The organism is Streptomyces sp. SAI-135 (genome assembly GCF_029893805.1).
Lineage (GTDB): Bacteria > Actinomycetota > Actinomycetes > Streptomycetales > Streptomycetaceae > Streptomyces.
This window is the reverse complement of record NZ_JARXYP010000002.1, coordinates 782,252-794,779: the sequence shown is the minus strand read 5'-3', so window position 1 is coordinate 794,779 and position 12,528 is coordinate 782,252. Positions and strand designations below refer to the sequence as shown.

Sequence of the window (12,528 nt, the reverse complement as noted above, 5' to 3'; positions counted from 1 at the left end):
CCGAACACCGGCCGGAGGCCGCCCGCTGCGCCAGGGGCTGTCCCCCGCCGGGAACCCGAGAACCCGAAGGAGTCCTCGATCATGACGGACGTGTCCGGTACCGGTCCCGCTCCGGCGGACGACCGCAAGGTGCTCACCAACCGCCAGGGCCACCCGGTCCACGACAACCAGAACCAGCGCACCGTCGGCGCCCGCGGGCCCGCCACGCTGGAGAACTACCAGTTCCTGGAGAAGATCAGCCACTTCGACCGGGAGCGGATCCCCGAGCGCGTCGTGCACGCGCGCGGTGTGACCGCCTACGGCTATTTCGAGTCCTACGGCGCCTGGGGCGACGAACCGATCAGCAGGTACACCCGGGCCAAGCTGTTCCAGGAGCGCGGCAAGCGCACCGACGTGGCGGTCCGCTTCTCCACCGTCATCGGCGGCCGCGATTCCTCCGAGGCCGCCCGTGACCCGCGCGGCTTCGCCGTGAAGTTCTACACCGAGGACGGCAACTGGGACCTGGTCGGCAACAACCTGGGTGTCTTCTTCATCCGGGACGCGATCAAGTTCCCGGACGTCATCCACGCCCTCAAGCCCGACCCGGTCACCTTCGAGCAGCAGCCGCGGCGCATCTTCGACTTCATGTCGCAGACACCGGAGTCGATGCACATGCTCGTCAACCTGTTCAGCCCGCGCGGCATCCCCGCGGACTACCGCCACATGCAGGGCTTCGGCGTCAACACCTACAAGTGGGTCAACGCCGACGGCGAGACCAAGCTGGTCAAGTACCACTGGATGCCCAAGCAGGGCGTCCGCTCGATGACCGAGGAGGACGCCGCCAACGTGCAGGCCGACTCGCTCGGCCACGCCACCAAGGACCTCTACGAGGCGGTCGCCCGCGGTGACCACCCCGAGTGGGAGCTCCTGGTGCAGATGATGGACGACCACGAGCACCCCGAGCTGGACTTCGACCCGCTGGACGACACCAAGACCTGGCCCGAGCAGGACTTCCCGCCGAAGCCGGTGGGCCGGATGGTGCTGGACCGGATGCCGGAGAACTTCTTCGCGGAGAACGAGCAGATCTCCTTCGGCACCGGTGTCCTCGTCGACGGACTGGACTTCTCCGACGACAAGATGCTGGTCGGCCGTACCTTCTCCTACAGCGACACCCAGCGCTACCGGGTCGGCCCGAACTACCTCCAACTGCCGGTCAACCAGGCGAAGAACGCCGAGGTGCGCACCAACCAGCGCGACGGCCAGATGGCGTACCACGTGGACGGCGGGGGAGAGAACCCGATCGTCAACTACGAGCCGTCCATCACCGGCGGTCTGCGCGAGGGGCAGTACCCGACGCACGACGAGCAGGGCCCGGAGATCCACGGCCGGCTCACCCGCAAGCGCATCCCCCGCACCAACGACTATCTGCAGGCGGGCCAGCGGTACCTCCTCCTGGAGGAGTGGGAGCGCGACGACCTGGTGAAGAACCTCACCGGTCTGCTCGCCCAGTGCGACCGGCCCGTGCAGGAACGCATGGTGTGGCACTTCCTGCTGGTCGAGAACGACCTCGGGCTCCGGATCGGCGACGGCCTCGGCATCAGCCCCGAGGACGTGGCCGGCCTCGAACCGCTGGCCGGCCAGGACCTCACCGACGAGGACCGCAAGCGGCTCTCGAACCTCGGCAAGAACCCGCCGCGGGACGTCGAGGGCCTGACCATGACCCACTGCGTGCCGGACGAGCGGCACGTCGTGACCCGCTGAACCCCGGCGGACCGGGGCGGCACCGGCGGCGAGAGCGACAGCATGAGATCGTTGGGCCACCGAGCGGTGAGAGGCGACCCGAACGATGAACGAGGTGGAGCCCGAGGGCTCCGGTACCGCGGCGCGGACACTGGCCCGGCTGGCTCTGCTCTGCCTGGCAGGAGTGGTCGCGGCCGTGGTGGCCGCGGGCCAGTGGCTGCTGTTGCTGCTGGGCCTCGTCGGCCTCGGTCTGGCCGGTGCCGGCCTCTGGTGGGCGCTGGCCCACCGGGGCCTGGCGCGGCTGTGCGGTGCCCTCCTGGCGGTGGCCGCACCCGTCGCCGTCCTGGTCCTGTACGCGGTGTCCGGCCTGTGGCCGTTCGCCGCTTCGGCGCTCGGCCTGTGGGTGGCCGCACTGGCCTGCGCCCGCAGCGCGCTGCGCAGGCTGCGCGCGCCGCGTGGCCCGCACTCCCGTCCGGTCCGGCCGCCCCGCCGACCGGTCCTGATCATGAACCCGCGGTCCGGCGGCGGCAAGGTCGGCGAGCACGGGCTGGTCGAGCGGGCCGAGGCGTTGGGTGCCCGGGTGATCCTCCTCGACGTGGACGGCGACCCCGACCCGGCGGCGCTGGCCCGCCAGGCCCTCGCCGAGGGCGCGGACCTGCTCGGTGTGGCGGGCGGGGACGGCACGCAGGCACTGGTGGCCGGTGTTGCCGCGGAGCACGACGTGCCGTTCATGGTGCTCGCCGCCGGGACCCGCAACCACTTCGCGATGGACCTGGGCCTGGACCGTGACGATCCCGCGAGCGGTCTGGACGCCCTCACACACGGCGTGGAGATCCGGGTCGACCTCGGGGACGTGGCGGGCAGGCCCTTCGTGAACACGGTCTCCTTCGGTACGTACGCGGAGATCGTGCAGAGCCCCGAGTACCGCGACGCCAAGGCGTCCACCACGCTCGACCTGCTGCCGGACCTGCTGGTCGGCGGAGCCGGGGCACAGCTGACCGCCACGGCGGACGGCCGGCTGCTCGAGGCGCCGCACGCGCTGCTGGTGAGCAACAACCCCTACGCGCAGGCCGGCCCGATCGGCGTCGGTCGCAGATCGCACCTCGACGGGGGCCGGCTCGGTGTGATCAGTGTGCGGATCGAGGGCGCGGCGCAGGCCGCCGAACTCGCCCTGCTGGGGGAGCGGGCCAGCGGGATCACCTCGTCCACCTCGCGCCGGGTGACCGTCGCGGCCGACACGGAGACGATCCCGGTGGCCGTGGACGGAGAAGCACTGCTGCTGCCCCAGCCGGTCGTGTGCACCGTACGACACAAGGCGCTGCGGGTGCGGGTACCGACGGACCGTCCCGGTGCGCCGTACACCGCCCCCTCCGTCGACTGGCGCCGTGTGGTGCGCCTCGCCCTCCCCCGGACCCCCTTTTCGGCCGTCAAGAACCAGGAGCAGAGCGATGCTTGACCGACCGCAGCCCGAACAGCGGACCGCCCGAGCGCTGTTGCGGGATCTCGCCGCCCTCGACCAGGCGCTGTACGAGGCCGTCACGGTCACCCGGACACCGGCCCTGGACCACGCCCTGCGGCGGCTGTCGGCGGCGGCGGACCACTCCAAGATCTCCTTCACGATCGCCGGAGTGCTCGCCCTGTGGCCCGGCCGGCCGCGGCGCGCCGCCGCCCTCGGGGTCGCGGCCATCGGTGTCGCCTCGGCGAGCGCGAACATGCTCGGCAAACGCCTGGTGCGCCGGCCCCGTCCGCACCGGGCCGTGGACTCGCCGTTCCCGGGACGGCATGTGCCGATGCCCGAGTCCGCTTCGTTCCCCTCGGGGCACACGGCGTCCGCGGTCGCCTTCGCGGCGGCGGTCGGGCCGGCGCTTCCCGTCGCCACCCTGCCGCTCGGGCTGCTGGCCTGCGCGGTGGGCTACTCGCGGATCCACACCGGCGTGCACTATCCGGGCGATGTCGTCGCCGGTGCCGTGCTGGGCACCGGTGCGGCGGCCGCGGTCCTCGCGGCCGCCGGACGGCACGGAGGCGGCCTCCGTCCCGCGCGGCGCACCGGCTGAACGGGCCGCGGCGGGGCGCCCGTCAGCCGGACTGCTCGGAACCGTCCTCGACGCGTGCGGCAGGTCCGTCCGCGTCGGGTGACGTGTAGAAGACCGAGGTCCCCTGCTTGGTGCGCTGGGCCTGGTTCCTGGCCACCAGCCCCTCGAGGGTGGTGCGTACGACGGTGGCCTTGACCGTGCGCTCGGGGTGCTGCCTGCCGAGCGCGGTGGCGATCTCGGCCGCCGAGCGGGGCTCCTTCTGCTCGCCCAGATGCTCCCGGACCAGGTCGACGAGACTGGGCGCCGACCGTGTGGGCGACTCTTTGCCGGGCGACTTCCGCGCGGGTGACTCTTTCCCGGCCGCCTTCCTCGCGGACTGCTTTCCGCCCGGCCCGGCGGACTTGCGGCCGCCCGACCGCGCGCCCGCGGCGGCCGCCTTCTTGCGGGGAGCGGGCACCGTGGCGCCGGCCGCCGGGGTGCCCAGGACCTGCTGGATGCTCAGCAGGACGGTGTGATCGTGCCGCAAGGCGGCCAACTGGCCCTGGAGCGCCTCGATTTCCCCGCTGAGACGCTCCTGTTCCTTCAGGTTGCGTTCGAGGTCGCCGGCCACCTGAGTGCTGTACTGCGAGGTCAACTCGGTGGTGTCGGGAGCGGATTCGGACATGGGCTCGCACCTCTTCCTGGGGCATGGGCGTGCTGGGTCGCCTGCTTACGGATGCGCGGCGACATCTTCTGCCGCACGCCCATGTCGTAGTGATACTACGCAGGACACCTGTCTTGTTCTGCCCTTGCGTCACACCCACAAGTCTGTGCGGGCAGGGGTGGGGCACGCACAGACGTATGTGCGCCGACACCGTCGCCGTGATCCGCACCGGTAGGTTGGCCGCCATGATGGTGGGCACCGAGGAGACTCGGCTGATCGTCCTGCGCGGAAACTCCGCCTCCGGGAAGTCGAGCGTGGCCGCCGGCCTGCGTGAGCGCTTCGGGCGTGGCCTGGCCCTGGTCGGCCAGGACAACCTGCGCCGGACCGTGCTCCGGGAGCGCGCCCGGCCCGGCGCGGCGAACATCGGTCTGATCGAACTGACCGCGCGCTACGCCCTGGACTCCGGCTACCACGTGGTGGTGGAGGGCATCCTGTCCGCCGACCGCTACGGCGAGATGCTCGCCCGGCTCCGGGCCGACCACCGCGGCCCGACCCACGGCTACTACCTGCACGTGCCGTTCGAGCAGACCCTCGCCCGCCATGCGACCAAACCGATCGCCCACGAGGTGAGCGAACCACAACTGCGCGACTGGTACCGGGAGTTGGATCTGCTGCCAGGTGGCGTCGAGACCGTCGTAGGAGCCGACAGCACCCTGACGGAGACGGTCGGCCGCGTCATGGCCGAAACGGGGCTGGCCGGACTGTCCCCACTCGATCGCTGAAGGTCTGTCACCCGTTCTCCTGCGCGACCGGTGGACCGCGGTGATCGGGGTACACGGGGCGGCATGACTCACACTGACGATCCCACGGTGGGCAGGGCGGCGAGGCAGCTGCGCCGGATACGGTCCTTCTACGCGGCCGGCGTCGTCCTGTGGACGGCGTCCTCGGCCTGGACGATGTGGGATTCCCCCGGCAGCAGGCCCATGTGGACCTCCGTGCTGCTCCTGGCCGTCTTCACGGGACTGCTGGCCATGGCCTCCCGGTGGCTGCGGCACCTGGAGCCCACCGGCCCGGCCCGGACCTCTCACCACGTGTTCTCCGCGGGCGCCGGGCGGCACGCCGTGTCCAAGTCCTGATCACCCGGTGGGTCGTTTGCCGCAGGCGAGGGGGGAGACCCGGCTGCGCATGAGCGCGCCACGACGTCATCCACGGACCCGAGAGAACCGGATGCTGCGGCTGTTCGCCCGCCTGGAGCGGCAGCCGCGGCAGGACCCCCTGATCGACACACTCCGGACGGGGATACAGGCCCTGCCGCTCGGCCGCGGCCGGGACGTACTGCACGGCACATGGCTGGGGCACCCCGTCCACCCGCTGCTGGTGCAGGTGCCGATCGGCAGCTGGCTGTCCGCCGCCGTCCTGGACGCGACGAAGGGCCGCCCCCGCGAGGCGGGTCTGCTGGTGGGCGTCGGCCTCGCGGCGGCCTTCCCCGCCGCGGTGACCGGCGCCGTGGACTGGGCGGAACTCCAGCGCCCGCAGATGCGTGTCGGGCTGGTCCACGCCGTGTCCAACACGGTGGCCGTCGGCCTGTACGCGGCCTCCCTCGCCTGCCGGGTCACCGGCCGTGCGCGCGCCGGCCGGACCCTGGGCCTCCTGGGACTCGCGGCCGTGGGATCCGGCGGCATGCTGGGCGGCCACCTGGCCTACCGGCAGGCCGCCGGGGTCAACCACACCGAGGCCGTACCGCATGTCGTCGCCGACCGCTGGCACCGGATCGGCGCGGTGGACGACTTCCCGGTCGGCCGGCCGGTGCGGCGCAGCGTGGACGACGTACCCGTCGTGGTGGTGCGTGAGCCCGGCGGGGCGATCCACGCGCTGGCCGACCGGTGCAGCCATCTGGCGGGGCCGCTGTCCGAGGGGACGGTGTCCGACGGATGCGTGGAGTGCCCCTGGCACGGCAGCGTCTTCCGCCTCTCGGACGGCCTGAACGTCCGCGGCCCTGCCCTGGCGCCCCAGCCGGCCTTCGACACACGGATCACCGACGGGCAGGTCGAGATACGACTGGTCCGGCATGCCGGGGAGGACGGACGAGAAGAGCGGGCCGGGGATCGCACGGAACCGGACCCGCACCGCAACGAGGCAGGACGGGGACCCGCTCATGGCCACACCCACTGAGCACCGCATCGGACACCGGGCGCAGGCGTTCCTGCGGCGCACGGGCCGTGCCTACGCACGCACCCACGACCGGCCCCTGCGCGGCTACCTCGCCGCCATGGCGGCGTTCGGCACCTACACCGCGGGCTGGGCCACGGCGGTACGGCTGCGCGGCCGGCCCCTGCCCGACCGGCCGGAGCCCTGGGACGTGCTCCTGACCTCGGTGGCCACCTTCCGGCTCAGCCGGCTGCTCAGCAAGGCGTCGGTGACCAGCCCTCTGCGCGCTCCCTTCACGAGGTACGTCGGCCCCCAGGGCCCCGCCGAGCTGCACGAGGAAGCCCGGCCCGAGGCGGGCAAGGAGACCGTCGGCGAGCTGGTGACCTGCCCGTTCTGCATGAGCGTGTGGGTGGCGTCGACCCTGACCGCGGGCCAGCTCCTGTGGCCCCGCGCGACCCGCACCGCGATGGGCGCGCTGACGGCGCTGGCCGGGGCGGACACGTTGCAGCTGGCGTACGGCGCGCTGGTCGGCCGGACCACCGACGGCTGACCGCAAAGCCCGCTCATCTGCGGACCACCTTCTCCAAACGCGCAAAGCCGCGCTTATCCGGCGATCTCCTGGGCACTTGGGGGTCACCCCCCGAGAGGGACGGGACCTTCGGCACATCTCAAGGAGCGACTGTGGCCATGCGTATCGGAGTGGAGGAGGAGTTCCACATCCTGGAAGTGGAAAGCGGGCTGCTCGTGCCGCGTGCCGACGCGGTCCTGCGCCGGCTTCCCCCGCGCACCTTCACCACGGAACTGCACCAGTCCACCGTGGAGTCGAACAGCGGCGTGCACACCACCCTGAGCGGCCTGTACGCCGACCTCACCAGAACCAGACGGCGGCTCGACGCGGCCGCCTCCTCGCTGGGGCTCGCCGTCGTGGCCGCGGGCACGGCGCCCATCGCCCCCGCCGCCTCCGGACACCCCTCCGCCGGCGATCGCTACCGCCACATGGTCGAGGAGTACCGCCAGGTGGCCGACGAGCAGCTCATCTGCGGCGCCCAGGTCCACGTGGACATACCCGACCGGGACACGGCCGTGGCCGTGATGTGCGCGGTCTCGCCCTGGCTGCCCGCGCTGCTGGCGCTCTCCGCCAGCTCACCGTTGTGGCAGGGAGCCGACACCGGCTACGCCAGCTGGCGCACGCTGCTCTGGCAGCGCTGGCCCACCGCGGGCCCCGTCGGCTGCTTCGGCGACGCGGCCGACTACGACGCGGCGGTGGGTGACCTCGTACGGGCCGGAGTCATCAGCGACCCGGGAATGATCTACTACGACGTCCGGCCCTCCGCACACCTGAAGACCCTGGAACTGCGTGTCTGCGACGCCTGCCCACGGGTGGAGACCGTCGTGCTGGTGGCCGGCCTGTTCCGCGCCCTGGTGACCGAGGCCCTGGAGCGCCGCGCGGCCGGCAAGGCCCTGTGCGACGGCCGCCACGACTGGCTGCGCGGCGCCTCCTGGCGGGCCGCCCGCTCCGGTCTGGAAGGCGTGCTGGTGGATCCCCGGACCCATCGGGAAGCACCGGCCGCCGACGTCGTGTGCTCGCTGCTGGCCCGGCTGCGGCCCGCGCTGGAAGCCCACGGCGACTGGGAGACCGTCAGGGACCTGACCGCGGCGGCCCTCGCGGAGGGCAGCGCCGCCGAGCGGATCCGCCGCAAGGCGCGGGAAGAGGATCTGCTGGCCTGCGCCGACCTGCTGATCGCGGAGACCCGCGGCGAGCGGCGCCGCCCCCGGCCGGCCCCCGTCGCGCGCCGGAACGTCCCGCACTCCGTCGCGGGCACGGCGGGCTCCGGCGCGCCGGAGGTCCTGGGCAGCTGACCCGCTTCCCCGCGCCCGGCTGCCCCGTCCGTCCTTCACCCACAACCCTGAGGAGTGTTCTCGTCATGTCCAGCAATTCCGCCCGGGTCACGGTCGGCAGGCCCGACCCGGGAGTCCTGTCCCGGCGCGGAGCCGACGGCTCCAGGGAAGGGGGCAGCACGTCATGTGCGGTCTGAGCGGCGAGATCCGCTTCGACGGCAGCCGGCCCGACCTCGCGGCCGTCGGACGCATGACCGACCGGCTCGCCCCCCGCGGACCCGACGGCGAGGGCGTCTGGACGCGGGGCGCGGTGGCGCTGGGACACCGACGGCTGAAGATCATCGACCTGTCCGACCTAGGCGCCCAGCCGATGACCGACGCGGACGACGAGATCACCGGCGTCTTCAACGGCTGCGTCTACAACTACCAGGAGCTGCGCGAGGAGCTCGGGCGCCTCGGGCACCGCTTCAGGTCGACGTCCGACACGGAGGTCGTGCTCCACGCCTACCGGCAGTGGGGAACCGCCTGCGTGGAGCGCTTCCACGGCATGTTCGCCTTCGCCCTCGTCGAACACCGCACCGGCCGTGTCGTCCTGGGCCGCGACCGGCTGGGGATCAAGCCGCTGTATCTGGCGCCGGCGCCGGGCCGGCTGCGGTTCGCCTCCTCGCTGCCCGCCCTCCTGGCCGCCGGGGACGTGGACACCTCCCTCGACCCGGTGGCCGTCCACCAGTACCTGAGCTGGCACGCCACCGTCGCCCCGCCGCACACCGTCCTCAACGGCGTGCGCAAGCTGCCGCCGGCGACCGTACGGGTCGTAGAACCGGACGGCAGCCACCGCGACCACCGCTACTGGCAGCCGTCCTACACCCGGCGGCCCGAGTACGCGGACATGGGGCCCGACGAGTGGCGGGACGCGGTGCTTGAGGCGCTGCGCACGGCCGTGCGCCGCAGGATGGTGTCCGACGTGCCGGTGGGCGTCCTGCTCTCCGGCGGCCTGGACTCCAGCCTGATCGTCGCGCTGCTGGCCGAGGAGGGGCAGCGCGGCCTGAAGACGTTCAGCGTGGGGTTCGAGGCCGAGGGCGGGGAGCAGGGCGACGAGTTCCGCTACTCGGACCTGGTCGCCCGGGAGTTCGGCACGGACCACCGCCGGATGACGGTGCCCTCGCAGCGCGTCTCGACCGCCCTCGACGACGCCGTCACCGCGATGAGCGAGCCGATGATCAGCCATGACGTGGTCGCCTTCCACCTGCTGTCCGAGCAGGTCGCCAAGGAGGTCAAGGTCGTCCAGAGCGGCCAGGGCGCCGACGAGGTGTTCGCCGGGTACCACTGGTACCCGGAGCTGGCCGCGGTCGCCCGCGAGGAGGAGCCGCGGCAGTACGCCGAGACGTACTTCGACCGCCACCCCCCCACGCCGACCTCGCGGCCGTCCTCCAGCCGCACATGCTGCCCCCGGACGACGTGTCGGGCCGCTTCGTCACCGAACACATGGCACGCCCCGGCGCACAGACCGCCCTGGACGCGGCGTTGCGGCTGGACACGCACGTCATGCTCGTCGACGACCCGGTGAAGCGGGTCGACAACATGACCATGGCCTGGGGCCTGGAGGCCCGCGTCCCCTTCCTCGACCACGAACTGGTGGAACTGGCCGCGGCCTGTCCGCCGGAGCTCAAACTCGCCGACGACGGCAAGGGCGTGCTGAAGGAGGTCGGCCGCAAGCTCCTGCCGCGGGAGATCGTCGACCGGCCCAAGGGCTACTTCCCGGTCCCGGCCATCCGGCACATGGCCGGCCCCGTCCTGGACCGGGTGCGCGAGGCGCTCGCGGCACCCGCGGCCAAGCAGCGGGGCGTCTTCCAGGAGTCGTACGTGGCCGAGCTCCTGGCGGCGCCCGACGAGCACCGGACCAAACGCGGGGCCAACGCCCTGTGGCAGGTGGCACTACTGGAGATATGGCTGCAGACGCACGGAATCACGTGACCGCCGAGCCCCGCACCCGGACCCCGCACGCGCCGGCCCCCGCACCGGGGTGGGAGCCCGCGAGCGCCGCGGCCCCCGCCCCGGTGCCGCTGCCCGAGGCGGAAGGCCCCCGGGACGCCGTGACCCGGCTGCACGCGCACGGCTGCTGGTATCCCTCCGCCGATCCCGACGGCACCCGGGCGGCCTTCATCTGCGACCGGGGCGGCGTCCCCCAGCTGTGGGCCGGCCCCGTGGACGGGGAAGGCGTCCGGCTGCTCGACGCCTCACCGGACCCCGTCAAGGAGGTGTCCTGGTCGCCCGACGGCCGCTGGATCGCGTACACCACCGCGCCGGGCGGCGGTGAGCACACCCGCGTGCTGTGCGTACGGCCCGACGGCACCGGTCGCCGCCTGCTGGCCGGTGCCGACCCGGAGACGTCCGCCTACCTCGGCTGCTGGGCGCACGACGGCTCGGCCGTCGCCGTGACCCTCGCCGCACCGGTGGGCCCCCGGGCCCAGGGGGACGGTGGGTGGACGGCCCGGGACGGCCGGGCGACCCTGCTCGGCACCACCGCGTACGCCGTGGGACCGGACGGCAGCCCGGCGACCAGGGCGGGCGGCGGCCTGTCCGCCTACCTGATCGACCCCGAGGGAATGGCCGCTCCCGTACTGCTCGCCACGGAACCGGACGCGCCCACGCTGCGGGTGTGCGACCTCAGCCACGACGGCCGGCTGGCGCTGCTGCGCCGGGGGCCGCGGGGACGACGGGAGGCGGTGGTGCGGCGCGTCCTCGACACGGCGATCACCTTCACCCTGCCCGTCGCCGACGGCGACCAGTGGATCGGCCGGTTCTCGCCCGACGGACGGACCCTGTGGCTGCGCAGCGACGCCGACCGGGAGTACGCGGCCCTGTTCGCCGTCGCCCTCGGCGCCGACGGCACACCGCGCGGCCGGACCGTCGTGGCCGAACGCGAGGACAGCGACCTCGAACTGCTGGCGATGGCGCACGACGGCCGGACGGCCGTGCTGGCGTGGAACGTGCGGGGCGCCAGCGAACTCGACGTCGTCGAGACCTTGCCGGGCCCCGGGGAACTGGACACCGTCGGACCGGCGCGGCCGGTGCCGCTGCCCCACGAGGTCGTCACGCGGGTCGCGGCGGCCGGGGCGGGGCGGTTGCTGCTCGCGCTGTCCGGCTCACAACGCCGTCCCGGCGTGTGGTGGGCCCACGAGGGGGTGGCCCTGCTGCGCACCCCGTGGTCCTCCCGGGACGAGGACGCCGTCCCGCCGGGCCGCCCGCCCGTGCGCCCCGTTCTCGCCCGCCTCGCCGCCCGGGACGGGCTGCCCCTCAGCGGCTGGTACTACCGGGCTCCGGGCCGTGCCCCGAGCGAGCCGGCGCCCTGTGTGATCCACCTGCACGGCGGGCCCGAAGACCAGGAACGGCCGGTGTTCGACCCGCTCTACCACGAGCTGCTCGGGCGCGGCCTGGACGTCTTCGCCCCCGACGTCCGCGGTTCCGGCGGACACGGCCGCACCTTCGTCGACGCCGACCTGGGCACCGGCCGCTTCGCCGCCCTCGACGACGTCGCCGACTGTGCCGCGCACGCCGTCACGGCGGGCCCCGCGGACCCGACCAGGCTCGCGGTGATGGGGCACTCGTACGGCGGCTACCTGACCTTCGCCTCCCTCGTGTGGCACCCGGACCTGTTCCGCACCGGCGTCGCGGTCTGCGGAATGTCCGACCTCCTGACGTTCTTCGCCGGCACCGAGCCGTGGATCGCGGAGTCGGCGGCGCACAAGTACGGCCATCCGGAGCGCGACCGCGACCTGCTGCGCTCCCTGTCGCCGATGAGCCGGATCGACGCGCTGCGGGCCCCGCTGCTCGCCGTGCACGGAGAGCACGACACCAACGTGCCGCCGGGGGAGTCGGAACAGTTCGTGCGGGCCGCACGCGAACGCGGGGTCCCCGCCGAACTCCTCGTCCTGCGCGACGAGGGGCACTGGTTCCTGCGCGCCGACAACCGGCGCCTGTTCCGCCGGACCGCCGCCGACTGGATGGAACGGCAGCTGCACCCCTCGTGACCAGGGCAGACCGTCTCCGGCGTTTGGGCGGGCGGCTGCGGTCTACACGGTGTGCAGACCGAGCGGACCGTCCGGCCGCGCGATCTGAACGGGGCGGGACGTACTTGGGAGGAAC

General features: G+C 73.2%; 10 protein-coding genes and 1 pseudogene. 10 read left to right on the top strand and 1 reads right to left on the bottom strand.

The genetic code is table 11. The annotated features are described in order from the left end of the window. Window positions 1-81: 81 nt before the first annotated feature. From M2163_RS07980 to M2163_RS07970, 3 genes are all read left to right on the top strand, one after another. On the top strand, window positions 82-1,740 hold the full coding sequence (locus M2163_RS07980; RefSeq protein ID WP_280853514.1) for a catalase: 1,659 nt from the start codon (window positions 82-84) through the stop codon (window positions 1,738-1,740). Window positions 1,741-1,825: 85 nt separating this feature from the next. Continuing rightward, window positions 1,826-3,175, top strand: a complete 1,350-nt coding sequence (locus M2163_RS07975) for a diacylglycerol kinase family protein (protein ID WP_280893563.1) — start codon at window positions 1,826-1,828, stop codon at window positions 3,173-3,175. Then, window positions 3,168-3,773, top strand: a complete 606-nt coding sequence (locus tag M2163_RS07970) for a phosphatase PAP2 family protein (RefSeq protein WP_280893562.1) — start codon at window positions 3,168-3,170, stop codon at window positions 3,771-3,773. Before M2163_RS07975 ends, M2163_RS07970 begins: the two co-directional genes overlap by 8 nt. Before the next feature lie 22 nt (window positions 3,774-3,795). Here the strand turns inward: M2163_RS07970 and M2163_RS07965 are convergent, their stop codons facing one another. Continuing rightward, the gene (locus M2163_RS07965) at window positions 3,796-4,416 is read right to left on the bottom strand and encodes a hypothetical protein (RefSeq protein ID WP_280893561.1); all 621 of its coding nucleotides are present in this window, start codon (window positions 4,414-4,416) and stop codon (window positions 3,796-3,798) included. Between the two features lie 227 nt (window positions 4,417-4,643). Here M2163_RS07965 and M2163_RS07960 point away from each other — a divergent pair, with 227 nt between their 5' ends. The 7 genes and pseudogenes from M2163_RS07960 (at window position 4,644) to M2163_RS07930 (ending at window position 12,413) form a co-directional block, all read left to right on the top strand. Beyond that, a complete protein-coding gene (locus tag M2163_RS07960) occupies window positions 4,644-5,177 on the top strand; it encodes an AAA family ATPase (RefSeq protein ID WP_280897229.1) in 534 nt (177 codons plus the stop codon). A 63-nt stretch (window positions 5,178-5,240) separates the two neighbouring features. Next, window positions 5,241-5,531 (top strand): hypothetical protein, encoded by a 291-nt coding sequence (locus tag M2163_RS07955; RefSeq protein ID WP_280853518.1) that lies wholly within the window; start codon window positions 5,241-5,243, stop codon window positions 5,529-5,531. Window positions 5,532-5,580: 49 nt separating this feature from the next. Beyond that, window positions 5,581-6,567, top strand: coding sequence for a Rieske 2Fe-2S domain-containing protein (locus tag M2163_RS07950; RefSeq protein ID WP_280893560.1), 987 nt, complete (start codon window positions 5,581-5,583; stop codon window positions 6,565-6,567). Further along, window positions 6,551-7,093 carry a DUF1360 domain-containing protein gene (locus M2163_RS07945; protein WP_280853520.1) on the top strand — a complete coding sequence of 181 codons (543 nt, stop codon included), beginning with the start codon at window positions 6,551-6,553 and terminating at the stop codon, window positions 7,091-7,093. The genes M2163_RS07950 and M2163_RS07945 overlap by 17 nt, the downstream gene beginning before the upstream one ends. Before the next feature lie 137 nt (window positions 7,094-7,230). After that, a complete protein-coding gene (locus M2163_RS07940) occupies window positions 7,231-8,403 on the top strand; it encodes a glutamate--cysteine ligase (protein WP_280893559.1) in 1,173 nt (390 codons plus the stop codon). A 163-nt stretch (window positions 8,404-8,566) separates the two neighbouring features. Continuing rightward, a pseudogene (locus tag M2163_RS07935) lies at window positions 8,567-10,356 on the top strand (N-acetylglutaminylglutamine amidotransferase). Next, the gene (locus M2163_RS07930) at window positions 10,353-12,413 is read left to right on the top strand and encodes an alpha/beta fold hydrolase (protein WP_280893558.1); all 2,061 of its coding nucleotides are present in this window, start codon (window positions 10,353-10,355) and stop codon (window positions 12,411-12,413) included. Before M2163_RS07935 ends, M2163_RS07930 begins: the two are co-directional and overlap by 4 nt. Window positions 12,414-12,528: the final 115 nt, after the last annotated feature.